Origin of the sequence: Rhizobium sp. BK491 (assembly GCF_014194925.1) — a bacterium.
Taxonomy (GTDB): Bacteria; Pseudomonadota; Alphaproteobacteria; order Rhizobiales; family Rhizobiaceae; genus Rhizobium.
On record NZ_JACIAR010000002.1, the window covers coordinates 340,373 to 364,053 of the forward strand.

The window sequence follows — 23,681 nt, forward strand, 5'->3', positions numbered from 1 at the left end:
GGATCGCTCCGGCGGCCTTTTGATTTCACCCCCAGCGGGATTAGCTCAGAATTCCTCCCAATCGTCCTGGGCAAGCGCCGTGGCACCCTGTGTCTGCGGAACTGCTCTGCGTGCCGGTGCGCTAACGGGTGCTGCCGGCCGACGCGGGGCTACCGGAGCCCGCATCTGCTGGGCGGTCGCCCGCAATGCGCTGGCATTCTCCTGGGCGGCACGTGCGGTGCGGAAGCGCGCAACGAGTGTCCGAAGTGACTGGGCTTCTTCGGCAAGGGCAACGCTCGAAGCTGTGGTTTCCTCTACCATCGCGGCATTCTGCTGGGTTACTTGATCCATCTGGTTCATGGCCGAGTTGATTTCCTTCAGACCGATCGCCTGCTCGCTGGCGGAAGCGGAGATCTGGCGGATCAAGCCGTTGATCTCCATAACCTGCTGGGCGATCTTGTGCAGGGCATCGCCCGTGCGGCCGACCAGATCGACGCCTTCCTTGACCTGTCCGGCCGAGGCGTTGATCAAAGTCTTGATCTCCTTTGCGGCATTGGCCGAGCGCTGAGCCAGCTCGCGCACTTCCTGTGCGACAACGGCGAAGCCCTTGCCCGCGTCGCCCGCACGCGCCGCTTCGACACCGGCATTGAGCGCGAGAAGATTGGTCTGGAAAGCGATCTCGTCGATGACGCCGATGATGCGCGACACCTCCTGCGACGATTGCTCGATGCCGTGCATGGAGGAAATGGCCTTTTGCACGATCTCGCCAGAATGCTCGGCATCCTGAGACGCCGCATTTACGCTGCTTGCCGCCGTGCGTGCGTTTTCGGCGCTGGAGTTGACCTGCGCGGTCAGCTCGTTAAGGGCTGCCGCCGTCTCTTCGAGGCTGGCCGCCTGCTGTTCGGTGCGGCGGGCGAGATCCGAGGCGCTGTTGCTGATTTCGCCGGTGCCGCTGCCGATATTGCCGACGCTGACATTGACGGTATGAACCGTCTCCTCAAGGCTCGCCAGCGCAGCATTGAAGTCCTGCTTGAGCTGGGCATATTCGCCGGGGAAATCGTCCGTGATCCGCTGTGTGAGGTTGCCCTTGGAGAGCTCGGCGAGGTTATGGCCGAGAATGCTGACGATGTGGCGCTGGAGGGTCACGCTCTCGTTGCGTTCGCTCTCCGAGCGGCGGCGTTCACCTTCGGCAGCCAGGCGCTGGTCGTTGGCTTCACCTTCGAGGCGCTTGGTGTCGGCAAGCGCAAAGCGGAACCCTTCCAGTGCCTTGGCGACTGAACCAACTTCGTCTGCACCCGCCTGGCCGGCGACCGGTTCGGCATAATTGCCGGTGCTGAGGCGATTGACGCTTGCGACGAGACCGGCGAGCGGCTTCTGCACGAAACCGCGCACAGCGACGTAGAGGGCGAGCATGACGGCGGCAAGCACGAGAATGCCGGCAACGATCATCATATAGGTCTGATCGCGTACCGGTGCTGCGATTGCGCTATGCGGCACGTCGATGAGAACGACCCAGGTGGCGTTGAGGCCGGGAACGGCGAAAGGGTAGACGACGCGGTCGAATGCTTCGCCGCCATTTTCAGAAAGGTTCTTGAGGACGCTTGAAGAAGAGGTGGTCAGTGCCGCCTTGATCACATCAGCGCCGGAACCGTTATAGTCCTTCATCAGCAGGTCGACGCTCGGTGCCACCAGCCACTTGTTGTCCTGGGAAACCAGCAGCACGCGGCCGGTGCCGAAAGGCTGCATCTTCTGCAGCTTCGTCGAAAGCGAGCCGAGAGAAATGTCGACGCCTGCGACACCGATCAGTTTGCCGCCCGATATGACGGGATAGGCGATCGAGCTCATGGTCGTGGGAACGTCCGTGCCCTGTGCGAGATAGGGCGGCGTGATCGCGCCCTTGCCGCTGTCGGCGGCAAGCTTCCACCAGGCGGCGCTGTAATCATTGTCGAAGGTCGAGAACTGGATGCCGCCATCCTTGGTCTTCGACCAATAGGGCGTGAAGGCGCCCTTGTCGTTGACGGCCTGATCCTTGTTGTTGGCAAGTTCGGTCGTCTTGCCATCCAGCGCGCCGAGCTGCTCACAGAACCAGCTGCCGAAGGCAAAGGCATTCTGCTCGACATTTGCCTTGAGGATATTGATCATGCCCTTGCGGTCGAAGGTATGACCCTCGTGGCCGCGGCCGATGATGGCGGCCATGGAGCGGGCGGCACTCGCCAGTTCGCCGACATTTGCGGCGATCTCGTTGGAAATGGACTTGGCCTCGGTATTCGCCTGATCCATCGTCAGCGTCTCGACGCGATCGCGGGTCTGGGAAATCAGCAGAAAATTGGAAACCAGCAGAACGAGTGCGATCGCCAGCCCGGTGACCAAGATGAGCTTGGCCGCAAGCGACTTCATGCGAAAGATGAACATCATTTCCTCGAAAAAGCGATGCGTCGGATACACATTATCCGAATGCAAGGTCGGCGCAGGATGGCCCTGTCATGGAGCCGCCGTTAAGATTCCTGCCGCAACCGGAAGGCTATGAGCGCCAGGCCAGAGGAGAATGATATGGAAGCGCAAAAATTTAATTAATTGCGCTTCCCGATGCGTGGGGAATTTTAGCTTTAAAGCTTTTCGGCGACTTCACTGGCAACCGGAATGGACGGCTGTGCGCCAGGCTTCAAGCAGGCGAGCGAACCGGCGACGGCAGCCCGACGCAGGCTGGCGTGGAAATCCAGGCCTTGATCGAGGCTGGCTGCAAAATAACCGCAGAAGGTATCGCCGGCGCCGACGGTGTCGACCGGCTCGATCACGAGACCCTTGGCGCGCGCGAGCTCGCCGTCGCGAATGGCGATGACACCATCGCCGCCAAGCGTGACGATCAGCGTCTGGCCGGTTTCACCATGTAGGCGAACCAGGGCTGCCTCGCGCTCGGAAGCCGACATGTTGTCCTGGCCGGCCAGTCTCTCGAATTCGGTTTCGTTTGCGATGACAATATCGGCAAGGCGGCCGAGGCGGGCAGCTTCCGGGATCAGCGGCGCCAGATTGAGCACGGTGCGCACGCCCTTTGCCTTCGCGGCGTTCAGCGCCGTCTCGACGGCCGCGACCGGAATTTCGAGCTGAAGCATCAGCGTATCGCCGGCCCTCAGAGCAGCGACGGCGGCCTCTGCGTGTTCGGCGGTGTTCGTACCATTGGCACCCGGCACAACGGCGATCATGTTCTCGCCGTCACCCCCCACGAGGATGAGTGCCGTGCCCGTCGCTTCGGATACCCGCCGGACGGTGGAAAGATCGGTCCCTGCCGTATCGAGCAACGCAAGCGCGGGTTCCGCGAAGGCATCATTGCCGACCGCCCCGCTGAGGCGGACCGTTGCGCCGGCGCGGCGAGCGGCCAGCGCCTGGTTGGCGCCCTTGCCGCCGGCGGCCGTAGAGAAGCCGTTGCCGGCAACCGTTTCGCCCGGCTTCGGCAAACGATCCGTGGTGGCGATGAGGTCCATATTGATGGAGCCGAAAATAGTGATCATGCAATGTCCTGCCCTGGGTGTTGCGCTTGCATGATCCTGCCAGAAGGCTGCCTTTGTCTTTTCGGATCATACATCGAGTGGGCGCGACACTGCCGAAGCGATCAGTCTTCGTCAACTACCCTGAGCTTGAGTTGGCTTGTACGGTTGTCGACAGGTTTGGGCCGTTCTTCCGGGCGCACCTTGGCAGGCTCTTTCGCCGCCTCGAATTCCAGCGCTTCTATCCGCTCGCCGCGCCTCGCCAGCTTGTCGGCCGAGGTGACGATCATGTCGACATCCTTCTGCGCCATGGCGAAATGCCCCTGCAGCTTGCGCACCCGCTCGTCGAGACGTGACAGGTCGTCCATCAGATGCGCGACTTCGCTTTGGATGACATGGGCCTGCTCGCGCATGCGCTGATCCTTCAGGACAGCTTGGATGACCTGGATCGACAGCATCAGCAACGATGGTGAGACGATGACGATGCGCGCGCGCTGGGCCTTCTGCACGATCGCCTCGAAATTCTCATGGATCTCAGCGAAAATCGACTCCGACGGCACGAAGAGAAAGGCCGTATCCTGCGTCTCACCGGGGATCAGATATTTTTCCGAGATATCGCGGATATGCAGCTCCATATCCCTCCGGAACTGCTGCGCGGCGATCTTGCCATGTTCGGGGCTGGCGGCGCTGCGAATGGCGTTCCAAGCTTCCAGCGGAAATTTCGCATCGATCACAAGCGGTGGCGAACCGTTCGGCATGCGCACGGTACAGTCCGGTCGCGAGCCGTTGGATAGCGTTGCCTGGAACGTATAGGCGCCCATCGGCAGCCCGTCGGCGATGATGGTTTCCATGCGCGCCTGTCCGAAGGCGCCGCGCGTCTGCTTGTTGGAAAGAATGGCCTGCAGGCCGACGACATCCTTGGCCAGCGTCTGGATATTGGTCTGGGCGGCATCGATCACGGCGAGCCGTTCCTGCAGGCGGCGCAGATTCTCATGCGTCGAGCGCGTCTGCTCTCCGATCGTTGCCGTCACCCGCTGCGACATCCCGTCGAGACGTTGGCCGATGGCCTGATTAAGCTCGGCCTGTCTGGAGCCGAAGACTTCTGCCATGGTGGCAAGCCGCCCCTGCATCTCAGCCTGCGACCGCAACAATGCTGCCATCGTCTGCTCGGCGTCGAGTGCGTCGTCTTCCGCCCGTGCTTTGCTGCGGACGAAAAGGACGATGACTGCGATCGTAAGCAGGATAACGAGGCCGGTCAGAACCTGGACCGTGGAAATGGCTTGGCCGAAGATGATGAAGGACATGAAACCTGGCGCGCTGGTGAAGTTCTTATGGGCACCATAGCAAAACCATCGCGAATATCCAGATCAAAACGTGAACATAATTTCTGGGTCATTTGCGCTGATCCGGATGACCATCGTTGAAAAAACACTGTCTCACCGCCATCTTGGCGATTCCATCGCACAACAAGATGCGTTATGGGAAACGTCATGACGATCAAGCCACTCATCATTTTGCCCGATCCGCTGCTCCGCCAGGCTTCCAAGCCCATCGAGCAGATCGATACCGAAATTCAGCGCCTCGCCGACGACATGCTGGAAACCATGTATGACGCGCCGGGCATTGGCCTTGCTGCGATCCAGATCGGCGTTCCCCGCCGCATGCTCGTCATCGACGTCGCGCGCGAGGGCGAAGAGAAAACGCCACTGGTCTTCATCAATCCGGAGATCGTCGCGTCTTCGGATGAACGTTCGGTCTATGAGGAAGGCTGCCTCTCCATTCCGGATTATTATGCAGAGGTGGAGCGCCCGGCGCGCGTCACTGTCAAGCATCTGGACCGCAACGGCAAGGAGCAGCTCACCGAGGCCGACGGCCTGCTTGCGACCTGCGTGCAGCACGAGATCGACCATCTGAACGGCGTGCTCTTCATCGACTATATCTCGCGCTTGAAGCGGGAGATGGTGATCAAGAAGTTCACCAAGGCCGCCAAGGCCAAGGCTCTTTGATCTCCAGCCGTTGAAAGATCGGCCTAAAAGCCCTATGATATCATTGATATCAAATGGAGGCGCGAATGGCTGATATATTGGTCAGAGACATGTCCGAAAGCTTGAAGCGAGAGCTTAGCGACGAGGCGAAGCGCTCTGGTCACAGTCTCTCGGAGGAAATTAAGATTCAGGTTCGAAAGGGCCTCAATGCTACGCGATTGGAGAATGCTGCAAAGGCTGGCTCGACGCTCTGCCAGCTGCGTTCTGCGTTCGTCGGCCTTGCATTGAGCGACGAAGAACATCGCGACTTCATGTCTGCCACAGATGAGGCCCGCCGTAGAGAGGCGGAGCGCCGTTGCTCTGAATGATTGTTCTCGATACGAACGTGGTTTCGGAAATCACAAAGGCGAATTTATCTCCAAACGTCGGTGAATGGTTTGAGCGGCAGGAGATGGAGACCCTGTATCTCTGCTCTCCCGTTCTAATGGAGCTGTCCTATGGCGCAGAAAAGGTGCTGCTGGGGGATCGATCAAAACGATTTTTCGAAGGCCTCGACTCTCTCATGGGACATCACTTTATGGGGCGTATCTTGCAACTGGATCAAGACAGCGCGCTGTTAACGGGCCGCATTCGCGCCCGTCGCGAGCGCTCGGGACATCAGATTTCCGTACAGGACGCCATGATCGCCGCCATCTGCCTTGCGAATGGTGCGACATTGGCGACGCGCAATACAAAAGACTTCGAGGGGCTTGATCTCAGGCTCGTAAACCCGTTTGAAGGCGGCTAGCATTGGACCCAACGGCATGTGCCGCGGCCGCCGGGTCATTCTAAATCTGATATCTTCGCCGGATGGATCACATGTCGCTCAACATCATCTTTATGGGAACGCCCGAATTCTCCGTGCCGACATTGCGGTCCCTGATCGATGCCGGTCACAAGATTCGTGCCGTTTATACGCAGCCGCCGCGTCCCGGCGGGCGGCGCGGGCTCGACCTGCAGAAATCGCCGGTGCATCAGGCGGCCGAGTTGCTCGGCCTGCCGGTTTTCACGCCGATTAATTTCAAGGACCCCGAGGAGCGCCAGCGCTTTCGCGATCTGGATGCCGATGTTGCCGTCGTCGTGGCCTATGGCCTGTTGTTGCCGGAAGCGATTCTCACCGGGACACGTCTCGGCTGCTACAACGGTCATGCCTCCCTGCTGCCGCGCTGGCGCGGGGCTGCTCCTATCCAGCGGGCGATCATGGCCGGCGACAAAAAAACCGGCATGATGGTGATGAAGATGGACAAGGGGCTGGATACCGGCCCGGTCGCTTTGACACGTGAAGTCGAAATCGGCGACACCATGACAGCGGGCGAGTTGCATGACAGGCTGATGCTTGTCGGCGCAAAAGCCATGGCCGAGGCGATGAACAAGCTGGAACATGACGAGTTGCCGTTGACCGCGCAGCCGTCCGAAGGCGTTCTTTATGCCGCCAAAATCGATAAGGGTGAAACCCGTATCGATTTCGGCAAGCCCGCAGCCGATGTCCATAATCATATTCGCGGCCTGTCGCCCTTTCCCGGCGCCTGGTTCGAGGCCGAAATTGCTGGCCGCCCTGAGCGTATCAAGGTGCTGGGTTCGGAATTGGCAGAAGGCAACGGAGCTTCCGGTCAGATCCTGACAGATGATCTCGTCATTGCCTGCGCCTCCAGCGCCATCAGGCTGACGAAGCTGCAGAAGGCCGGTGGCAAGCCCTTGGCGGCAGCCGACTTCCTGCGCGGCACGCCGATCGCGCCGGGCACCGTGCTCGCCTCGGAGCAAGCCTGATGCCGCGTTACAAGATGACCGTCGAATATGACGGCATTCCCTATGTCGGCTGGCAGCGCCAGGACAACGGCCCCTCCGTACAGGGTGCGATCGAAGGCGCCATCCTATCCTTGACCGGCGAAACGGTGTCTATCCGCGGTGCAGGGCGTACCGATTCCGGCGTGCATGCCATGGGGCAGGTCATGCATGCAGATCTCTCGAAGGAATGGAAGGTCTATACGCTGCGCAATGCGCTCAATGCCCATCTGAGGCTTGCCGGTAACCGTATTGCCATTCTCGATATCGTCGAGGTCGACCAAAGCTTCGACGCGCGCTTTTCTGCCATCCGCCGCCACTATCTCTATCGCATCATCGCCCGCCGTGCGCCTCTGGCTTTGGAAGCCGGGCGCGCCTGGTGGGTGCCGAAGGATATGGATCACGAGGTCATGCATGCCGCGGCCCAGACCCTTGTGGGGCGGCATGATTTCACCACCTTTCGCTCGGCGCATTGCCAGGCAAACAGCCCGGTGCGCACGCTCGACCGGCTGGATGTGACGCGCAGCGGCGAGCTCATCGAGATCCGTGCCACGGCGCAAAGCTTCCTGCACAATCAGATCCGTTCTTTCGCCGGCACGCTGAAGCTTGCGGGTGAGGGTAAATGGACGCCCGACGATGTGCGCGCTGCGCTCGAGGCAAAGGATCGCAAGGCCTGCGGCCCTGTCGCCCCACCGGATGGGCTATATTTCATGCATGTGGATTATCGCGATGGCGCCGGTTTGCCTGGCGAGGGCGAAAATGCCGATGATGGCGAGGATCTGTCGTAGTCCCTCTGCGATTGCCTCAAACAGGCGGATAGACGCCGAGGAAGCGTTGCAGAAAATCCGTCAGCAGCATGGTCGGGATCAGCAGCACCAGCGTCAGTGTGCCGATAAAGAGCGGATGCGTGCCGCAGATCATTCGAAGCATGCGTGCCAGCGAAAAGATGATCGTCCCCATCAGGACAAGCCACAGCAGCGCCGCCAATCCACTGGAGCCAGGCACGAAGGCGATTAGGGCGATAAGCAGCGCATTGAGATAGGATGTCGGCACCCCAAGCCAGTTCACCACCACGACGATCGGCGTGAACTTCTCACCGACACGGAAAAACAGCAGCAATACGCCGGCAAGAACCAGCGGGATCAGCCAATTCGCCGCCTCGACCAGCGCCAGCCTTAGGAAAAAGGCGAGGCCCGTCGATGTTTCGGGCGGCATGGCACGCAGATAGGCCTGCTGCCACCACAGCCAGGAAATGCCGATCGAGGGAAGGCTCCAGAAAATCGCCCAGAAGGAGCGCAGCATGCCGCGGTCTGAAATATCCAGATACTGGAATCCGCGCGCATCCATCCGGATCAGCAGCCACAGGCCGGACAGGTAATACTGGACTTCCTTAAAGCTCGGCATTCTCGAACCAGCGCTGGATGAAGGTCTGGTAGATCCCGGTCAGCGTTTCGAGATCCGAGAGCGCCACACGCTCGTTAATCATATGCATGGTCTGGCCGACAAGCCCGAATTCCACGACGGGGCAGTAGTCCTTGATGAAGCGGGCATCCGACGTGCCGCCGGTGGTCGACAGCGCCGGCCTTTGACCGGTGATGTTTTCGATGGCGGAGGAGAGCGAGGCGATCAGCGCGTTGTTGCGCGTCAGGAAGACCTGGCTCGGGCGTTCGGACCAGACAATGTCGTATTTCGCCGGCGGACGTCCGGGCCGCAGCGTCTGGTCGGCGGCTGCCGCATCCAGGCGCGCCAGGATTTCGGCCTTCAGCGTATCGGCCGTCCAGGTGTCGTTGAAGCGGATGTTGAAGGCAGCGGTTGCCTTGGCGGGAATGACGTTGGTCGCGGTATTGCCGACGTCGATCGTCGTCACTTCGAGGTTCGACGGCTGGAAATTGTCCGTGCCGGCGTCAAAGGGCGGATCGAGCAGCGCTTCCGTCAGTTTGATGATGCTGCGCACTGGGTTGTCGGCAAGGTGTGGATAGGCGGCGTGGCCTTGAACCCCGTGGACGGTGATGGTGCCGGAGACCGAGCCGCGGCGGCCGATCTTGATCATGTCGCCGAGCCGGTCGGGGTTGGTTGGTTCGCCGACGAGCGATGCGTCCCATGTCTCGCCGCGCTCGGCCGCCCATTGCAGCAGCTTTACCGTGCCGTTGATCGCCGGTCCCTCTTCGTCGCCGGTAATCAGGAAGGAGATCGAGCCGGCGGGCTTGCCATGCTTCTCGATATGACGCGCAACCGCTGCCACGAAGCAGGCAATGCCGCCTTTCATGTCGACCGCGCCACGGCCAAAGAGTTCGCCATCGGCGATTTCGGCGGCAAAGGGCGGATGGCTCCAGGAAGCGGCATCGCCGACCGGCACGACATCCGTATGGCCGGCAAACATCAGATGCGGTCCGTCCGTGCCGAGCCGCGCATAGAGGTTTTCGATATCGGGCGTTCCCGGCTCGCTTGCCGTCATGCGCTCGATCCTGAAGCCGAGTGGCTGCAACATGTCGGCAAGCGCTGTCAGTGCGCCGCCCTCGGCAGGCGTGACGGAAGCGCAACGGATCAGGGTCTGCAGGTTCGTGATGGGATTCGTAACGGTCATCGGAGGCAACTTATCCGGCGGGAAATGGCAAAGCGATGGCAAAGGGTCGGTGACGACTCGAAAATCTTTGCCGCGATTCCAGCAATCGCACAGGCATGCTCACCCGGCAAGCATGAGGGAAGCGCGATATGGCAACCGCGCTTCCAAAATCTTGCAGATCAGTCGCGCAGCAGCTCGTTGATGCCGGTCTTCGAACGGGTCTTTTCGTCGACGCGCTTGACGATGACCGCGCAATAGAGGCTGGGAGCCGGCTGGCCGTTCGCCATGGTGTTACCGCTCGGCAGCGCGCCGGCGACGACGACCGAGTAAGGCGGAACTTCGCCATAGGTGATCTCGCCGGTGGCGCGGTCGACGATCTTGGTGGACTTGCCGATGAAGACGCCCATGCCGAGTACGGAACCTTCGCGGACGATGCAGCCTTCGACGACTTCGGAACGGGCGCCGATGAAGCAATTGTCTTCGATGATGGTCGGGCCGGCCTGCATCGGCTCCAGCACGCCGCCGATGCCGACGCCGCCGGAAAGATGCACATGCTTGCCGATCTGGGCGCACGAGCCGACTGTCGCCCAGGTGTCGACCATGGTGCCTTCGCCGACATAGGCGCCGAGATTGACGAAGGACGGCATCAGGATGGCGTTGGGGGCGATATAGGCGGAATGACGCACGACGGCGTTCGGCACGGCGCGGAAGCCGGCTTCGCGGAAGCGGTTTTCACCCCAACCTTCGAACTTCGAGGGAACCTTGTCCCACCAGGTGGCGCCGCCGGAGCCGCCTTCGACGATCTTCATGTCGTTGAGACGGAAGGAGAGCAGAACCGCTTTCTTGAGCCACTGGTTGACGGTCCAGTTGCCGTCGGCACCACGTTCGGCCACGCGAACCTTGCCGCTATCGAGGAGATTGAGCGCCGTCTCGACGGCGTCGCGGACTTCGCCGCGCGTCGACGTGTTCACATTGTCGCGATTGTCGAAGGCAGCCTCGATGGACTTTTCGAGGGAAGCGAGGTCGTTAGCGCTCATGGGAATTCCTTACAACGTCAGGGCCTATCGTGATTTCCGGATAAGGGTCCGGAAGCGGTCGATTGGTCCTATAGCATGGATGCCGAAAATGGAATGTCTTTTCCGCGCCGATTGAGCTTGGATTCAAGGCGTTGTAGGGGCATATGCAAGAGCTTGGCTATTTCCATTCTCGGACGGAAAACGGGCCGTCATGATCGATTTGAAAGGCATGAATAGATGAGCAAGGGAAAGAACGGCAGGCTGAGGCGCAAGGACGGGGTTTGGGACCCGTTGAAGACGAGCTCGGCGGACAAGCAGCGAGCCGAGTCGGTGCCGCGCACGCCGCAGTCGATGTCGCCGTCCTACCGTCTTGCCTATGCCGATGAGGATTTCCTTTGCCGCGAGGAGCTGCGGCCGATCCGCCTGCAGCTGGAGTTGCTGAAGACCGAAATGTCTTTGGCCGAGCGTGGCATCAAATCGACCGTGGTCATGTTCGGCGGCGCGCGCATTCCCGCCCCCGGCGCCAATGCCTGGGCTGCCCGCAACGATGTGCAGCGCGCCAATCTGGAAGCCGCATCGGTCTACTACGAAGAGGCACGCAAGTTCGCTCGGCTTTGCTCTCGCTATTCAGCCGGCTTCGACTTCCATGAATATGTCGTCGTCACCGGCGGTGGTCCCGGCGTGATGGAAGCGGGCAATCGCGGCGCGGCCGAAGAAGGGGCTCCCTCGATCGGCCTCAACATCGTGTTGCCGCATGAGCAGGCGCCGAATGCCTATGTGACGCCGGAGCTCAGCTTCAACTTCCATTATTTCGCGATCCGCAAGATGCACTTCATGGTGCGCGCCAAGGCGATCGCGGTGTTCCCAGGCGGCTTCGGCACGCTCGACGAGCTGTTCGAATGCCTAACGCTCATTCAGACCGGCCGCATGGAGCGCCTGCCGCTTATTCTCTTCGGCGAAAAATTCTGGCGCAACATCATCAATTTCGAGGCGCTGGCCGAGTTCGGCACTATTGCGCCCGACGATGTGAACCTCATCAGCTTCGTCGATACCGCCGACGAAGCCTGGAAGATCGTTGCCGATTTCTACGAACACGACAACGGTCACTGAAAACCGAAAGCCCGCCATCGCTTGGGCGAGGCGGGCTTTTGTTCATGGGTTTATTGCCGGCGGAGCGATCGGCTTAGAGCAGCGGTCGGCCCGGCATGTCGTCAAGGTTGACGACGCCATCGTGGTTGCGGTCCAGCCGGTCGAAGAGCTTGTTCATGGCGTCTTCGGCTTCCTTCTTGCTGATCTGTCCGCTTTGATCGGTATCGGCAAAGCGGAAGATCATCGCTTCATGCATGAAGCGGCCATGCGGTCTGTGATGGCGATGGCCTTCGCCGCCCTTGTCGTTGTCATTGTCGTTTTGAGCCTGGTCGGCCGGCGCCTGGTTGCCTAGGGCCTGATTACCCTGCGCCTGATTGCTTTGTGCCTGGTCGCCGCCTTGCGCCTGGCCATTTTGGGCCTGATCGCCATCGGCCTTGGCCTGTTCGGCCCGCCACTGCTTCATCTGCTCCTGGCGGTAGGCGCGATATTCGCCGGGGGTGATTTCGCCGTCGTGGTTGACGTCGATCTGGTCGAAGATCTTGTCGACGCCTGCCTTGACCTCATCCTTGGTGAGCTTCGTGTTACCGGGATTGCCGAATTCCTTCAGCATGCGCACGTAAAGGACTTCGGGCGAAATATGCGGTCTGTGCCAGCGGCCGTGATGATGATGCCTGCGCCCACGGTCGCCATCATGCGAAGCGGCGAGCGCCACCTGTGCGGCACCGCCGAGAAGCAGGGTTGCAGAAAGTCCGGCCAGAAGAAGTTTTTTCCCGTTCATCGCTTTTCCTTTCGTGTCGAGGAATGGGCAAACGATACGGTTGGCGGTCAAAAACGGCCAATTAAACCTCTGTAAGGCGCATGAAACTTTCGTAACCACGTCCTAATGAACAGTTAAACCAGCGCCTTCAGGAAAGCGGCGAGGTCGTCGGTCACGTAATCGATGTGATCGTCTTCGCCAGTCGTTCGTTCCCACCATTCGACGATCGTCGTCTCGAGATTTTGCGGTACGAGAAGCACGGTCTTCATGCCGAGCGCCTTGGGCACGGTGAGATTGCGCGGTAGGTCCTCGAACATAACAGCCTTCTTCGTATCGACGCGATGGAGGCTCATGAACTTGTCATAGGTGCTGCCGGCAGGCTTCGGCACGTAGTCGGCAGCGACGATATCGAAAATGTCGTCGAAGCCGTCGAGGATGCCGAGCGCGCCGGCCGTCGCCTGGGCGTGTTTGACGCTGCCATTGGTGAAGATGAACTTGCGTCCCGGCAACGCCTTGATGGCGGCGGCCAGCTCCGGCTGCGGCGTCAGCGCCGAATAGTCGATCGCATGCGCCTTTTCCAGGAAGTCGTTGGGGTCGATGCCATGATGGATCATCAACCCTTGCAAGGTCGTCCCGTGCTCGAGGTAATATTGCTTCTGCAGCTTGCGAGCGTCTTCACGCTCCATCTGCAGCAGGGTCGAGACGTAAGCCGTCATGTTCTTGTCGATCTGCGCGAAGAGATCGACATGATGCGGATAAAGCGTGTTGTCGAGATCGAACACCCAATCGCGGATGCCGGCAAAATCTGAAGGTTCGGATAGCGTTTTTGTCTGGTTCATGCCCGTCTTATGGCACGCACGGTCGGCACGGGGGAAGGAAAATATTCATGCTGCTGCATCCCCGGCCATGGGGGGAGATTGCCGTGCGATCCAATGCCGGCTATGATTTTACTATTGATTTCCGGGGTTTTACGCTATTTGTCATGTGAGGGAGAGCTGACGCTCTTTATGGTCGCGGAGGGGAAATCGCCCGACTGCGCTTTTCGGAGGGGATGCGATGGGTCAAGTGGAAAAGGCGCAGGAATTTGCGCGGCTGCACAAGAAGGGCGAGCCGCTGATCCTTTTCAATATTTGGGATGCCGGCTCTGCCAAGGCCGTCACGGAGGCCGGCGCCAAGGCGCTGGCGACGGGTAGCTGGTCGGTTGCCGCCGCCAACGGCTTCGGCGATGGCCAGGCCATTCCGTTATCATTGCTGGCGGTCACCGCCAAGCTGATTTCGGTGACGAGCCCGTTGCCGCTGTCGGTCGATTTCGAGGGCGGTTACGCCGTCGAACCCGAGGAGGTCGCCGCCAATGTCGAAAAGATCATGGATCACGGCGCCATCGGTATCAATTTCGAAGATCAGGTGATCGGCGGTCAAGGCGTTCATCCCATCGAGGTACAGGCGGCACGCATCCGCGCCATCCGCGAAATGGCCAATCGCCGGGAAATGCCCTTGTTCATCAACGCCCGCACCGATCTTTTCCTGCAGGAAAGCGATACGGCACATCATCAGCTCCTGCTGGACGACGCCTTTCAGCGCGCCGACGCTTTTGCCGCGGCCGGTGCCAGCGGTTTCTTCGCGCCGGGACTGGTCGAACCGGATCTGATCGGCGCTCTATGCGAGCGCTCGCCCTTGCCGGTCAACATCATGGTGCGCCCGGCGACGCCTGATAACGAGACGATGGCAAAACTTGGCGTCAGCCGCATCAGCTATGGGCCGGCTCCCTATCGTTCAGTCATGGGAATGCTGAAAAGCGAGGCCGAAGCGATCTACCGGCCGTCCTGATACGGCTGTCGGCACTTCGCAATCACATTTGCGGAGCGCCTGAATGTTCTCGATGAGTGCGCCCTATCACGGAACGATAAGCGTGCCGGCGCCGTGTTCGGTGAAGATTTCGAGCAGCACCGAGTGTGCCGTCTTGCCGTTGAGGATGACGACGCCCTGAACGCCGGCCTTGATGGCGTCGATGCAGGTCTCCACCTTCGGGATCATACCGCCGGAAATCGTACCGTCGGCGATCAGGGCATGGGCCTGGGCGACGGACAATTCCTTGATGAGCTGGCCCTGCTTGTCGAGCACGCCGGGAACATCCGTCAGGAACAGCAGGCGGGTGGCACTGAGCGCTCCGGCGATCGCGCCGGCAAAGGTATCGGCATTGATGTTGTAGGTCGCGCCGTCGCGGCCGGGGGCAACAGGGGCAATGACCGGGATCATCTCGGACTTGGCAAGCAGGTCGAGCAGCGTACGGTCGACTTCGACCACTTCGCCGACGAAGCCGAGATCGAGCACGCGCTCGATGTTGGAGTCGGGGTCTTTGATGGTCTTGCGCGCCTTTTCGGCAAAAACCATGTTGCCGTCCTTGCCGCAAAGGCCGATCGCCCATTCGCCGGTCTGGTTGATCAGCGCGACGATTTCCTTGTTGATCGAGCCGGCGAGCACCATTTCGACGATCTCGACCGTCTTCTGGTCGGTGACGCGCAACCCTCCTTCGAACTTCGATTCAATACCCATCTTCGTCAGCATGGCGCCGATCTGCGGGCCGCCGCCATGGACGACGATCGGGTTGACGCCGGACTGCTTCAGGAGCGCGATATCGGCCGCAAAGGCCTTGCCAAGCTCGACATTGCCCATGGCATGGCCACCGTATTTCACGACGATGGTCTTGTTTTCGTAACGCTGCATATAGGGCAGCGCCTGTGCGAGCAGGTTGGCTTGGAGTTCGCTTTGGGCTTCGGACATGGTGCACCCTTCGAAATTGTTCGCGGGCCTTTTATCTCAAGTTTTTGACAGAGGGAATAATGATCTCGGCAATAAAACATGTCGCGCGAAAGTGCGCAGCGGTTTTGCGGCGATGACATACATAAAATCAATTACCTGAACGCGAATGCCTATCTGAAAGATCGTGCTGTGCTTTCGTTGACGCTATGTCACATCAGCGTCGCCGAAATTGATGGTGCAGACGCATTTGCCGAAGTGATGTTTTCTTCTAAAGATGGTGCAGGCGTTGTACCCGGGGATTTGGATGGCGAATGAGGAGACGGAAGCGCTGATCGGCCGCGTTGCCATGCGCGATCAGAAAGCCTTTGCCGCGCTCTACAAGGGTACCAGCCCGAAACTTCTCGGTGTTTGCCTGCGTATCGTCGGCAACAAGACAGATGCGGAAGAGGTTTTGCAGGAGGTCTATATCAAGGTCTGGCAGCGAGCCGAACAATTTGCTGTTGCGGAAGGGCCCGCGATGCCTTGGCTGACGGCAATAGCGCGCAATCGAGCCATCGATTTCGTGCGTGCCCGCAAGCCGGTAGCCGATGAAATAGATAGCGCCTACGATCTCGCCGACCTGGAACCCGGCCCCGAAGAGCAAGCAATCGTGAAGGGGGAGGGAAGGCGGATTGACAGGTGCATGGAAGAGTTGGAAGCTGATCGCGCGCGGGCTGTCCGCAGCGCCTATGTCGAGGGCTTGAGCTATCAGGAGCTCGCCGACCAACACGCTGTACCATTGAACACGATGCGCACCTGGCTGCGTCGAAGCCTGATCAGACTGAGAGAGTGCATGGACCGATGAGTACGCCCGATCAAAGCAAGGGAGGCCGCTCCCGCGATGAAGTCCTGGCCGGAGAATATGTGCTGGGCGTGCTCTCCCTGGAGGACCGGCAGAAGGTCGAGCGCCGGATGCGCAGCGATCGCCAGTTTGCCGCCATCGTCAGCCGCTGGGAACAGAACCTCTCGGAATTCAATGAGGAATATGAAACGGTGACGCCCTCTTCTTCGGTCTATCCGAAGATCGAGAAGCGGATTTTCGGTGACGTGGCATTCGGTGCCCAGCTCTGGAACTCCCTTTTGGTCTGGCGCTCGATGGCCTTCGGTTCGCTATTCTTGGCGGCCGGCGTTCTCGTCTTTGCCATAACCAATGAAGGTGCCCTGCGCGGAACATCGGGCAAGCAATTGACGGCATCGCTTTCCGGTCAGAATAGCCCGATCACGCTCCTCGCCAATTATGACGTTGCCAATGGGCGTTTGAAGGTGACGCCGGTGGCTGCGGGCAAACCGGAAGAAAAGTCGCTGGAGCTCTGGCTGATTCGTGGCAGCGATCCGGCCGAGGCGCTTGGCGTTCTGCCACAGGGCGGCGATGGTGAAATCGTCCTCCCGCCGGAGCTTCACAGTAAATTGACGGAGGGCGCAATCATTGCCGTCAGCGTCGAGCCCTTTGGCGGTTCGCCGACCGGCAAGCCGACGGGCGATGTGGTCGCTTCTGGCACGATCCATTTGCCCTGACGAATTTCTGCTCGCAAAAAGCGATCCAAGCTGAAACTGTTTGAAAGCCCGCTCCGTATCTTCTTCCGACCCCGCCCGATCGGGGCAATAGAGAGGAAGAGGAGACGTTATGATCAAGACCGTATTTAGCATTGCTGCCGCAGCCGCAATGTTGTCCGCTGCGAGCAGCCTTGCCTATGCCAAGGACCCGATGGTCGGTGGTGCTGCGATGTATGCCAGCAAAAACATCATCCAGAATGCCGTGAACTCCAAGGACCACACGACCCTGGTCGCTGCCGTGAAGGCGGCCGGTCTCGTTGATACGCTTGAAGGCAAAGGCCCGTTCACCGTCTTCGCACCGACGAATGAAGCGTTCAACCAGCTGCCGGCCGGCACCGTCGAGACGTTGCTGAAGCCGCAGAACAAGGAGAAGCTGGTCAAAATCCTGACCTGCCATGTCGTGGCTGGTGATGACATGGCGGCGGCCATCCAGAAATGGGCAAAGAGCAAAGGCGGTGAGTACGATCTGAAGACTGTCGGCGGCTGCACGATCAAGGCTATGGCCAAGGGCGGCAAGCTGACGCTCACCGATGAAGCGGGCGGCACCGCTCACATCACAATCGCCGACGTCAAGCAGTCGAATGGCGTAATCCATGTCGTCGACAAGGTATTGTTGCCGAAGATGTGATCCTCATCGGCAACAGGCCGTCGTCTCCTGATACGAGGTCAGGGGCGGCGGCCTCATTGTATCGATGCGGTCTTCAAACCTGGATGCCGACCGTCAGGCCAATGGCTTCGCGCAATTCCTGAAGCCCAAGGCCCTTTTCCGAAGACGTCGCAAGAATGCCGGGATAGGCGGCCGGGCGCTTGCGGATTTTTTCGGCGGTATCAGCGAGCAGCTTCGGTATGCCCGCCTCCTTGATCTTGTCGGTCTTGGTCAGCACGATCTGATAGGAAACGGCGGCCTTGTCGAGAAGGTCCAGAACCTCCGCATCGTTCTTCTTGATACCGTGGCGGCTGTCGATCAACACATAGACGCGCTTCAGCGTCGTGCGCCCGCGCAGATAGTCGAAGACCAGCTTCGTCCAGGCGTCGACTTGATCCTTCGGCGCTTCGGCATAGCCGTAGCCGGGCATGTCAACCAGAGCCATCGGCGGCAGATCGCCAGCCTCGCCGGAAAAGCCGTCGGGAACGAAATAGTTGAGCTCCTGTGTGCGCCCCGGCGTATTCGACGTGCGCGCCAGTCCCTTATGCCCGACCAGAGCATTGATCAGCGAAGACTTGCCGACGTTGGAGCGGCCGGCAAAGGCGATTTCCGGCGGCCCTTCCGGCGGCAGAAATTTCATCGACGGCACGCCGCGAATGAAAATCCACGGACGCCCGAAAAGCGGCTTGTCGTCTTTTGTCGTCTGGTCTGCCATTCTCTCGATCTTTGCTTGGTTCCGTGGATTGGCTTCAAGCTTTTGTCCGCGAAAGTCAAGTTTGGATCGGCATTTGGCTTCATGCCGCCGAGCTTCGGTGTCGGCCAAGGAGCCGGTAATGGCTAGCCACAGCACTTGGCAGCATTCGCTGATCCACAGCAGGCTGCCGCTTGGGTCTGTTCTGCCAGCCACCGGTCACGTGGTTTGCAGCTGGCTGCGCGGGCAATGAGCTCGATATAGACGGCATCGTCGCCGATAACAGGAGTTGATGCGCAGTAGAGCTGCATCGGCTGCACCCCGTCGCTCACCTCAAAGGTCAGCCTCGCGGAGCCGTCGAGCTGCACGTGCTCGGAAACTTTGCGGATGATAGCGGCGAATTTGCCCGCCGGCATATGCGTGCGGTTGCCTTCATCGATATCCCAAAGCTGCACGAAAATCTCAGCCCATGCTTCCGGGTTGGCCCCGCAGTACAATGCCGAAAACTGCCCGGCCTTAACTTCTGTGACGTGATAGCCCGGCCTCACCGGCCGACCGTCATAGCGGAATACAAGGGGCAGATCGCCGGCAACGGCCAAAGTCTCAAGCAAAAGGCCGAGGTTGATATCCGAAGACCGGGTCTTGTCGATCGCATTCATTTGATGTACTCCATATTTCAACACTTAAAGGATTATTGAAATATGGATGAAGGTCAAGCCCTCGCTTCGTTCGGCGCACTCTCTCAAGAGACCCGCCTGCAGATCGTCCGCATGCTCGTCGTTGCCGGTCCTGATGGGATGGCTGCGGGCATGATTGCAGAGAAGCTCGAAGTATCGCCCTCGAATGTTTCGTTCCATCTGAAAGAACTGGATCGGGCCGGCCTCATTGGCCAGCAGCGGGAATCCCGCTCCATCGTCTACACCGCCAATTACGATGTGCTCGGAGGCCTTGTCCGCTTCTTGATGGAAGACTGCTGCGCGGGGCATCCGGAGGTCTGCGCGTCGGCGGCGCAAGTCGCCGCCTGCTGTGCGCCGGCTGTGAGAAACGTTCCATGAATATGCTGAGCCGGGGACCGAAACCATGACATCTTTTCCGCTTTCGCGCCGCCTTGTCTCGGAGGCTCTGGGCACGGGCCTTCTGGTCGCGACAGTCGTCGGTTCGGGTATCATGGCGGACAGGCTGACGAGCGATGCGGCGCTTGCGCTGCTCGCCAATACGCTGCCCACGGGCGCGATCCTCGCCGTGTTGATCATCGTCCTCGGTCCGATATCCGGCGCTCACTTCAACCCGGTGGTATCGCTCGTCTTTGCGATACGCCGCGAGCTGACCGCGATGTCGGCTTTGGGCTATGTCGTCGCCCAGATCCTTGGCGGAATTGCGGGGACGATCCTCGCGCATGCCATGTTCGAACTGCCGTTGCTACAGGCCTCGACAACCATCCGCAGTGGTGGCGCGCAATGGCTGGCCGAGGTGACGGCCACCTTCGGCCTCGTCTTCGTCATCCTCTCCGGCCTGCGGTTTCGCGCCGACGCCGTATCATGGCTGGTCGGCCTCTACATCACGGCTGCATACTGGTTTACCGCTTCCACCTCTTTCGCCAATCCGGCTGTCGCAATCGCCCGCTCGCTGACGAACACCTTCGCCGGCATCCGTCCTGTCGATCTGCCGGGTTTTATCGTCGCGGAAATCCTCGGCGCATTGCTGGCACTGACGCTTGCGAACTGGCTGCTGATAGATGCCCACAATCCTCAAACTCTCGCTGAAACGGAAACCGTCCCATGACCATGGATGTTACGATCTATCACAATCCCGACTGCGGCACTTCGCGCAACACGCTGGCATTGATCCGCAATGCCGGCATCGACCCGACCGTCATCGAATATCTGAGCAATCCGCCGAGCCGCGATGATCTCATCAAGATGATTGCCGATGCGGGTTTGACCATCAGGCAGGCGATTCGCGAAAAGGGCACGCCGTATGCCGAGCTCGGCCTCGACAATCCAGACCTGACCGATGCCCAGTTGCTAGATGCTATGCTGAAGGATCCGATCCTGATCAACCGGCCGTTCGTCGTCACGCCCATGGGCACGCGTTTGGCTCGTCCTTCGGAAGTCGTCCTGGATATCCTGCCCGATACGCATAAAGGCCCGTTCACCAAGGAAGATGGCGAGCAGGTTCTCGACGCCGACGGCAAGCGCCTTGTCTGAACGCGTGCCGCTTCATGCCGTGTTTGCGCTCGGCGTTACACAAATCATCGGTTACGGCACCCTCTATTACAGTTTCAGCATACTTGCGCCCGATATGGCCATGCAGTTCGCATGGTCGAGCGAATGGGTCTTTGGCGCACTATCGGTCGCGCTTCTGGCAGGCGGCCTTACCGCGGCCGCTCTGGGTGGGCTTTCAATCGCTGCTCTATCTTCCATCGCAGCATTGCGATGACCGTTATTGGCGGCACATCGGTGCCGGAGTTCGCCGATGGCACCTGTCGCCACAAAAGAAAAAGCCCCACCGAAGCAGGGCTTTTGTCGTCATTTCGATGGCGCCGGTTTTCGTTTGAAGAGGCCCTTCAGATTGTCGAAGAGCTCCACCTTCACGCCATGGCGCTTCATGATGATCGACTGCTGGATGACCGAGAGGGTATTGTTCCAGGCCCAGTAGATCACGAGACCGGCCGGGAAGCTCGCCAGCATGAACATGAATACCAGCGGCATCCAGTTGAAGATCATCGCCTGGGTCGGGTCCGGCGGCGTCGGGTTCATGCGCATCTGGAAGAACATGGTGACACCCATGATCAGCGGCCAGACGCCGAGATGCAGGAAGGTCGGAGCCGCAAACGGCAGCAGACCGAAGAGGTTGACGATCGAGGTCGGATCCGGGGCCGAAAGATCCTGGATCCAGCCGAAGAACGGCGCATGGCGCATCTCGATGGTGATGTAGATCACCTTGTAGAGCGAGAAGAAGATCGGGATCTGCAGAAGCACCGGCCAGCAGCCCGCGATCGGGTTGATCTTCTCTTCCTTGTAAAGCTGCATGGTCGCCTGTTGCAGGGCCATGCGGTCGTCGCCGAACTTGGCCTTCAGCTCTTCCATCTTCGGCTGAACACGCTTCATGTTCGCCATGGAGGCATATTGCCGGCTGGCGAGCGGGAAGAAGAGCGCCTTGACGACGATGGTGGTGCAGAGGATGGCGACGCCGAAATTGCCGAAGTAGCGGAAGAAGAAATCCATCAGCTTGAACATCGGCTTGGTGATGAAATAGAACCAGCCCCAATCGATCAGGCGGTCGAAGCGCGGGATCGAGTAGCTGGTCTCATAGCGGTCGATGACCGGGACTTCCTTGGCGCCGGCGAAGACCAGATTCTTCAGATCCTGCGACTGGCCGGGAGCGATGGTGACCGCATCCTGCTTGTAATCGGCCTGATAGCGCGGAGTGCCATCGGTAAAATGCGAGAAGCGGGCGTCATAGGCCGTCGACTGCGGCGGCACGATGGTCGCAGCCCAGTACTTATCCGTCATACCGAGCCAGCCGCCGGTTGCCTTCGCGGGCGTCGTGGCTTCCTTTTCGGTCGAAGCGTATTTGGTTTCGATCAAACCGTCATCGCCGATGACGCCGATGAAACCTTCATGCAGGACGTAGGCGGAAGGCGTCTCGGGCTTGTTGTAGCGCGTGACGCGGCCGTAGCTCGACAGCGAAACTGGAGCCTGGCTGGCGTTGGCGATCTTGTCTGTGATCGTGAACATATAGCGATCGTCGACGGAGATCGTGCGGCTGAAGGTGATGCCCTTGTCATTGGTGTAGGAGAGCGTCACCGGCGTCTTGTCGGTTAGCTTGTCGCCGCTGGTAAGCTTCCACATGGTCGAGGGGCCGGGGACTGCGCCCGTCGCGTCGCTGCCGACATAGCCGAGTTCTGTGAAATAGCCGTCCTTGGTGTCGGCCGGGCTGAAGAGCGTGATGATCGGGCTGCTCTTGCTGACGGTCTCGTGGTAGGCCTTGAGCTGGAGGTCGTCGAAGCGGGCGCCTTCCAGATTGATGGAGCCGGCAAGCGCGGGTGTGTCGATGGTGACGCGCGACGAAGCGGTCTTGGCGACGGACTGCTCGAGGGTGAGAACCGTCGGCGCCGTCTGACCACCTGCGGGAAGCGAACCGTTCACGGCGGCACCCGTTGTGGGCGACTGCGTCGTCTGGGCTTGCTGCGCCTGCTGGTGCTGCTTGGCGGCCTGCTCGGCCTGACGCTGCGCTTCGAGGCGTGGGTTCATATAGAAAAACTGCCAGCCGAGAACAATCAGCACAGACAGTGCAATTGCAATGAAGTAATTGCGGTTGTTTTCCATCATACTTTCCTGGAGCGGTCCTTTTCCGACCGCCGGTGTTTCGGCCTGGTTTCGATGCGGCTTACGAGTTCGCTCGCCAGTTTTTCGAAAGGCGCGGTCAGCACCTCGCGTCGCGCGACAACCACATAGTCGTGTCCGGGCTGCATTGCAAATCCGGCGTGAAGCCGCACGGCTTCTTTCAGCCTGCGCCGCATGCGGTTGCGCTCCACCGCGTTGCCATGTTTTTTGGTAACGGTAAAACCGACGCGGGGTTCGGCGTCGGCGGTCTTGCGGTCCAGCATTTCGATGAGGAAGAAGCTGCCTCTGCGCTTCTCGCCTTCGCGGACTGCAAGAAACTGCGGCCGGCTTTTCAGCCGCCCGACAGTCTTTTTTGGTCGTTCATTCGTCAATTTGCCCGCCATCCTGGATTATCGGGCACTTCGGCCCTTAGGCCGAAAGACGCTTGCGGCCGCGGTTACGGCGAGCGGAAAGAACCGCACGGCCGCCCTTGGTGGCCATGCGCGCACGGAAGCCGTGGCGACGCTTGCGGACAAGCTTGGATGGTTGGTAGGTACGCTTCATTTATTTAAACACCGCGGAGTGCGGCCCTTCTTGAGCTTTGCTTTACAGCAAGGAGCGTTGTTGATTATGGCGAACGGACCTGGCCCGCAAATGCAGGCTCCATGACCGGACGTGCGCGGGCTTATACGGATCAAGCCTCCGGAAGTCAATTATATGGGTGCAGATTCCTTTAAGATAGGCAATTTCGCGCGATCGGCGGCGGCTGATTGCCGTCTGGCTGCTGCTCCCGAGGAGTGCGCGCAACCTTGAATATAAATTGCATAACCTCTAAAATATACGGATAGTATAGTGAAGAATGTTGGGCGCTTGGATTAAAGATAACTCAATATAACATTAATGATTTTAGCCGATATCTAGCTTTGTGCGGTAAAACCCATCGATTTATGGGGGATGGGATCTGCGCCGGA

Annotated in this window: 28 protein-coding genes and 1 pseudogene; 15 read left to right on the plus strand and 14 right to left on the minus strand. The window is 59.8% G+C overall.

Translation table 11 applies throughout. The features are described 5' to 3' along the window. Window positions 1-45 precede the first annotated feature (45 nt). The 3 genes from FHX05_RS09525 to FHX05_RS09535 all read right to left on the minus strand — a co-directional run bounded on the left by FHX05_RS09525 (window position 46) and on the right by FHX05_RS09535 (window position 4,765). Window positions 46-2,391, minus strand: coding sequence for a methyl-accepting chemotaxis protein (locus FHX05_RS09525; RefSeq protein WP_112609476.1), 2,346 nt, complete (start codon window positions 2,389-2,391; stop codon window positions 46-48). 194 nt (window positions 2,392-2,585) lie between these two features. Further along, entirely contained in the window at window positions 2,586-3,485 is a 900-nt protein-coding gene (locus FHX05_RS09530) for a ribokinase (RefSeq protein ID WP_112609413.1), read from the minus strand. A gap of 101 nt (window positions 3,486-3,586) precedes the next feature. Then, window positions 3,587-4,765 carry a DNA recombination protein RmuC gene (locus FHX05_RS09535; RefSeq protein ID WP_183871396.1) on the minus strand — a complete coding sequence of 393 codons (1,179 nt, stop codon included), beginning with the start codon at window positions 4,763-4,765 and terminating at the stop codon, window positions 3,587-3,589. A 186-nt stretch (window positions 4,766-4,951) separates the two neighbouring features. On the opposite strand from FHX05_RS09535, the gene def reads away from it, so the two are divergent. The 5 genes from def to truA all read left to right on the plus strand — a co-directional run bounded on the left by def (window position 4,952) and on the right by truA (window position 8,055). Further along, window positions 4,952-5,467: a peptide deformylase gene (gene def / locus FHX05_RS09540; RefSeq protein WP_112398457.1), complete on the plus strand. Its 516-nt coding sequence runs from the start codon at window positions 4,952-4,954 to the stop codon at window positions 5,465-5,467. A 65-nt stretch (window positions 5,468-5,532) separates the two neighbouring features. Further along, a complete protein-coding gene (locus tag FHX05_RS09545) occupies window positions 5,533-5,814 on the plus strand; it encodes a hypothetical protein (protein WP_183871397.1) in 282 nt (93 codons plus the stop codon). Continuing rightward, entirely contained in the window at window positions 5,811-6,233 is a 423-nt protein-coding gene (locus FHX05_RS09550; protein ID WP_112609419.1) for a type II toxin-antitoxin system VapC family toxin, read from the plus strand. Before FHX05_RS09545 ends, FHX05_RS09550 begins: the two co-directional genes overlap by 4 nt. A 71-nt stretch (window positions 6,234-6,304) precedes the next feature. Further along, window positions 6,305-7,252, plus strand: a complete 948-nt coding sequence (gene fmt / locus FHX05_RS09555; protein ID WP_183713298.1) for a methionyl-tRNA formyltransferase — start codon at window positions 6,305-6,307, stop codon at window positions 7,250-7,252. Continuing rightward, the gene (gene truA, locus FHX05_RS09560) at window positions 7,252-8,055 is read left to right on the plus strand and encodes a tRNA pseudouridine(38-40) synthase TruA (RefSeq protein WP_112609422.1); all 804 of its coding nucleotides are present in this window, start codon (window positions 7,252-7,254) and stop codon (window positions 8,053-8,055) included. The genes fmt and truA overlap by 1 nt, the downstream gene beginning before the upstream one ends. 16 nt (window positions 8,056-8,071) lie before the next feature. On the opposite strand, the gene FHX05_RS09565 is transcribed toward truA, so the two are convergent. The 3 genes from FHX05_RS09565 to dapD form a co-directional block, all read right to left on the minus strand. Further along, window positions 8,072-8,671: a hypothetical protein gene (locus tag FHX05_RS09565; protein WP_183871398.1), complete on the minus strand. Its 600-nt coding sequence runs from the start codon at window positions 8,669-8,671 to the stop codon at window positions 8,072-8,074. After that, window positions 8,658-9,851 carry a succinyl-diaminopimelate desuccinylase gene (gene dapE, locus FHX05_RS09570; protein ID WP_183871399.1) on the minus strand — a complete coding sequence of 398 codons (1,194 nt, stop codon included), beginning with the start codon at window positions 9,849-9,851 and terminating at the stop codon, window positions 8,658-8,660. Before dapE ends, FHX05_RS09565 begins: the two co-directional genes overlap by 14 nt. Before the next feature lie 158 nt (window positions 9,852-10,009). Continuing rightward, entirely contained in the window at window positions 10,010-10,867 is an 858-nt protein-coding gene (gene dapD / locus FHX05_RS09575) for a 2,3,4,5-tetrahydropyridine-2,6-dicarboxylate N-succinyltransferase (protein WP_112336652.1), read from the minus strand. A gap of 216 nt (window positions 10,868-11,083) precedes the next feature. On the opposite strand from dapD, the gene FHX05_RS09580 reads away from it, so the two are divergent. Next, a complete protein-coding gene (locus FHX05_RS09580; protein WP_183871400.1) occupies window positions 11,084-11,956 on the plus strand; it encodes an LOG family protein in 873 nt (290 codons plus the stop codon). Window positions 11,957-12,029: 73 nt separating this feature from the next. Here FHX05_RS09580 and FHX05_RS09585 read toward each other — a convergent pair whose 3' ends face one another. After that, entirely contained in the window at window positions 12,030-12,713 is a 684-nt protein-coding gene (locus tag FHX05_RS09585; RefSeq protein WP_183871401.1) for an EF-hand domain-containing protein, read from the minus strand. Window positions 12,714-12,826: 113 nt separating this feature from the next. Continuing rightward, a complete protein-coding gene (locus tag FHX05_RS09590; protein WP_183871402.1) occupies window positions 12,827-13,531 on the minus strand; it encodes a pyrimidine 5'-nucleotidase in 705 nt (234 codons plus the stop codon). Between the two features lie 217 nt (window positions 13,532-13,748). Here FHX05_RS09590 and FHX05_RS09595 point away from each other — a divergent pair, with 217 nt between their 5' ends. Next, the gene (locus FHX05_RS09595) at window positions 13,749-14,519 is read left to right on the plus strand and encodes an isocitrate lyase/phosphoenolpyruvate mutase family protein (protein WP_183871403.1); all 771 of its coding nucleotides are present in this window, start codon (window positions 13,749-13,751) and stop codon (window positions 14,517-14,519) included. Between the two features lie 66 nt (window positions 14,520-14,585). Here FHX05_RS09595 and argB read toward each other — a convergent pair whose 3' ends face one another. Continuing rightward, window positions 14,586-15,473 carry an acetylglutamate kinase gene (argB, locus tag FHX05_RS09600; RefSeq protein ID WP_095433831.1) on the minus strand — a complete coding sequence of 296 codons (888 nt, stop codon included), beginning with the start codon at window positions 15,471-15,473 and terminating at the stop codon, window positions 14,586-14,588. Between the two features lie 78 nt (window positions 15,474-15,551). Between argB and FHX05_RS09605 the strand changes: the two genes are divergently transcribed. The 4 genes from FHX05_RS09605 (at window position 15,552) to FHX05_RS09620 (ending at window position 17,673) form a co-directional block, all read left to right on the plus strand. Then, window positions 15,552-15,767, plus strand: coding sequence for a hypothetical protein (locus tag FHX05_RS09605; RefSeq protein WP_183871404.1), 216 nt, complete (start codon window positions 15,552-15,554; stop codon window positions 15,765-15,767). After that, window positions 15,757-16,296 carry a sigma-70 family RNA polymerase sigma factor gene (locus FHX05_RS09610; RefSeq protein WP_183871405.1) on the plus strand — a complete coding sequence of 180 codons (540 nt, stop codon included), beginning with the start codon at window positions 15,757-15,759 and terminating at the stop codon, window positions 16,294-16,296. The genes FHX05_RS09605 and FHX05_RS09610 overlap by 11 nt, the downstream gene beginning before the upstream one ends. After that, window positions 16,293-17,006 carry an anti-sigma factor gene (locus tag FHX05_RS09615; RefSeq protein WP_112336646.1) on the plus strand — a complete coding sequence of 238 codons (714 nt, stop codon included), beginning with the start codon at window positions 16,293-16,295 and terminating at the stop codon, window positions 17,004-17,006. Before FHX05_RS09610 ends, FHX05_RS09615 begins: the two co-directional genes overlap by 4 nt. A gap of 109 nt (window positions 17,007-17,115) precedes the next feature. Next, the gene (locus FHX05_RS09620; RefSeq protein WP_183871406.1) at window positions 17,116-17,673 is read left to right on the plus strand and encodes a fasciclin domain-containing protein; all 558 of its coding nucleotides are present in this window, start codon (window positions 17,116-17,118) and stop codon (window positions 17,671-17,673) included. A 73-nt stretch (window positions 17,674-17,746) separates the two neighbouring features. On the opposite strand, the gene yihA is transcribed toward FHX05_RS09620, so the two are convergent. Both yihA and FHX05_RS09630 read right to left on the minus strand, forming a co-directional pair. After that, complete coding sequence (yihA, locus tag FHX05_RS09625; RefSeq protein WP_015338661.1) at window positions 17,747-18,406, minus strand: ribosome biogenesis GTP-binding protein YihA/YsxC; 660 nt, start codon at window positions 18,404-18,406, stop codon at window positions 17,747-17,749. A gap of 122 nt (window positions 18,407-18,528) precedes the next feature. After that, window positions 18,529-19,041, minus strand: coding sequence for a DUF6428 family protein (locus tag FHX05_RS09630; RefSeq protein ID WP_183871407.1), 513 nt, complete (start codon window positions 19,039-19,041; stop codon window positions 18,529-18,531). Between the two features lie 42 nt (window positions 19,042-19,083). On the opposite strand from FHX05_RS09630, the gene FHX05_RS09635 reads away from it, so the two are divergent. The 4 genes and pseudogenes from FHX05_RS09635 to FHX05_RS09650 form a co-directional block, all read left to right on the plus strand. Next, window positions 19,084-19,437 carry a metalloregulator ArsR/SmtB family transcription factor gene (locus tag FHX05_RS09635; RefSeq protein WP_183871408.1) on the plus strand — a complete coding sequence of 118 codons (354 nt, stop codon included), beginning with the start codon at window positions 19,084-19,086 and terminating at the stop codon, window positions 19,435-19,437. Window positions 19,438-19,462: 25 nt separating this feature from the next. Beyond that, the gene (locus FHX05_RS09640) at window positions 19,463-20,164 is read left to right on the plus strand and encodes an MIP/aquaporin family protein (protein ID WP_112609433.1); all 702 of its coding nucleotides are present in this window, start codon (window positions 19,463-19,465) and stop codon (window positions 20,162-20,164) included. Then, the gene (gene arsC, locus FHX05_RS09645; RefSeq protein WP_183871409.1) at window positions 20,161-20,589 is read left to right on the plus strand and encodes an arsenate reductase (glutaredoxin); all 429 of its coding nucleotides are present in this window, start codon (window positions 20,161-20,163) and stop codon (window positions 20,587-20,589) included. Before FHX05_RS09640 ends, arsC begins: the two co-directional genes overlap by 4 nt. Then, window positions 20,546-20,776 (plus strand): annotated as a pseudogene (locus FHX05_RS09650) (MFS transporter); the annotation flags it as partial. The gene arsC and the pseudogene FHX05_RS09650, both read left to right, overlap by 44 nt. 134 nt (window positions 20,777-20,910) lie before the next feature. On the opposite strand, the gene yidC reads toward FHX05_RS09650, so the two are convergent. From yidC to rpmH, 3 genes are read right to left on the minus strand one after another with little or no spacing between them, the layout of a single operon-like run. Continuing rightward, window positions 20,911-22,713, minus strand: a complete 1,803-nt coding sequence (yidC, locus tag FHX05_RS09655; protein ID WP_183871410.1) for a membrane protein insertase YidC — start codon at window positions 22,711-22,713, stop codon at window positions 20,911-20,913. Beyond that, the gene (rnpA, locus tag FHX05_RS09660; protein WP_015338668.1) at window positions 22,713-23,114 is read right to left on the minus strand and encodes a ribonuclease P protein component; all 402 of its coding nucleotides are present in this window, start codon (window positions 23,112-23,114) and stop codon (window positions 22,713-22,715) included. Before rnpA ends, yidC begins: the two co-directional genes overlap by 1 nt. Before the next feature lie 25 nt (window positions 23,115-23,139). Further along, the gene (rpmH, locus tag FHX05_RS09665; RefSeq protein WP_041677194.1) at window positions 23,140-23,274 is read right to left on the minus strand and encodes a 50S ribosomal protein L34; all 135 of its coding nucleotides are present in this window, start codon (window positions 23,272-23,274) and stop codon (window positions 23,140-23,142) included. Between the last annotated feature and the right edge of the window lie 407 nt (window positions 23,275-23,681).

Bases quoted from the DNA above. Each gene is read 5' to 3' on its own strand.
- FHX05_RS09565 (WP_183871398.1), bottom strand. From the start codon at position 8,671: ATGCCGAGCTTTAAGGAAGTCCAGTATTACCTGTCCGGCCTGTGGCTG.
- FHX05_RS09585 (WP_183871401.1), bottom strand. From the start codon at position 12,713: ATGAACGGGAAAAAACTTCTTCTGGCCGGACTTTCTGCAACCCTGCTT.
- FHX05_RS09580 (WP_183871400.1), top strand. From the start codon at position 11,084: ATGAGCAAGGGAAAGAACGGCAGGCTGAGGCGCAAGGACGGGGTTTGG.
- argB (WP_095433831.1), bottom strand. From the start codon at position 15,473: ATGTCCGAAGCCCAAAGCGAACTCCAAGCCAACCTGCTCGCACAGGCG.
- yidC (WP_183871410.1), bottom strand. From the start codon at position 22,713: ATGGAAAACAACCGCAATTACTTCATTGCAATTGCACTGTCTGTGCTG.
- FHX05_RS09595 (WP_183871403.1), top strand. From the start codon at position 13,749: ATGGGTCAAGTGGAAAAGGCGCAGGAATTTGCGCGGCTGCACAAGAAG.
- rnpA (WP_015338668.1), bottom strand. From the start codon at position 23,114: ATGGCGGGCAAATTGACGAATGAACGACCAAAAAAGACTGTCGGGCGG.
- dapE (WP_183871399.1), bottom strand. From the start codon at position 9,851: ATGACCGTTACGAATCCCATCACGAACCTGCAGACCCTGATCCGTTGC.
- yihA (WP_015338661.1), bottom strand. From the start codon at position 18,406: ATGGCAGACCAGACGACAAAAGACGACAAGCCGCTTTTCGGGCGTCCG.
- FHX05_RS09615 (WP_112336646.1), top strand. From the start codon at position 16,293: ATGAGTACGCCCGATCAAAGCAAGGGAGGCCGCTCCCGCGATGAAGTC.
- FHX05_RS09640 (WP_112609433.1), top strand. From the start codon at position 19,463: ATGACATCTTTTCCGCTTTCGCGCCGCCTTGTCTCGGAGGCTCTGGGC.
- FHX05_RS09590 (WP_183871402.1), bottom strand. From the start codon at position 13,531: ATGAACCAGACAAAAACGCTATCCGAACCTTCAGATTTTGCCGGCATC.
- FHX05_RS09635 (WP_183871408.1), top strand. From the start codon at position 19,084: ATGGATGAAGGTCAAGCCCTCGCTTCGTTCGGCGCACTCTCTCAAGAG.
- FHX05_RS09550 (WP_112609419.1), top strand. From the start codon at position 5,811: ATGATTGTTCTCGATACGAACGTGGTTTCGGAAATCACAAAGGCGAAT.
- FHX05_RS09630 (WP_183871407.1), bottom strand. From the start codon at position 19,041: ATGAATGCGATCGACAAGACCCGGTCTTCGGATATCAACCTCGGCCTT.
- FHX05_RS09610 (WP_183871405.1), top strand. From the start codon at position 15,757: ATGGCGAATGAGGAGACGGAAGCGCTGATCGGCCGCGTTGCCATGCGC.
- FHX05_RS09620 (WP_183871406.1), top strand. From the start codon at position 17,116: ATGATCAAGACCGTATTTAGCATTGCTGCCGCAGCCGCAATGTTGTCC.
- dapD (WP_112336652.1), bottom strand. From the start codon at position 10,867: ATGAGCGCTAACGACCTCGCTTCCCTCGAAAAGTCCATCGAGGCTGCC.
- FHX05_RS09545 (WP_183871397.1), top strand. From the start codon at position 5,533: ATGGCTGATATATTGGTCAGAGACATGTCCGAAAGCTTGAAGCGAGAG.
- def (WP_112398457.1), top strand. From the start codon at position 4,952: ATGACGATCAAGCCACTCATCATTTTGCCCGATCCGCTGCTCCGCCAG.
- FHX05_RS09525 (WP_112609476.1), bottom strand. From the start codon at position 2,391: ATGTTCATCTTTCGCATGAAGTCGCTTGCGGCCAAGCTCATCTTGGTC.
- FHX05_RS09605 (WP_183871404.1), top strand. From the start codon at position 15,552: ATGTCGCGCGAAAGTGCGCAGCGGTTTTGCGGCGATGACATACATAAA.
- FHX05_RS09530 (WP_112609413.1), bottom strand. From the start codon at position 3,485: ATGATCACTATTTTCGGCTCCATCAATATGGACCTCATCGCCACCACG.
- arsC (WP_183871409.1), top strand. From the start codon at position 20,161: ATGACCATGGATGTTACGATCTATCACAATCCCGACTGCGGCACTTCG.
- truA (WP_112609422.1), top strand. From the start codon at position 7,252: ATGCCGCGTTACAAGATGACCGTCGAATATGACGGCATTCCCTATGTC.
- fmt (WP_183713298.1), top strand. From the start codon at position 6,305: ATGTCGCTCAACATCATCTTTATGGGAACGCCCGAATTCTCCGTGCCG.
- rpmH (WP_041677194.1), bottom strand. From the start codon at position 23,274: ATGAAGCGTACCTACCAACCATCCAAGCTTGTCCGCAAGCGTCGCCAC.
- FHX05_RS09535 (WP_183871396.1), bottom strand. From the start codon at position 4,765: ATGTCCTTCATCATCTTCGGCCAAGCCATTTCCACGGTCCAGGTTCTG.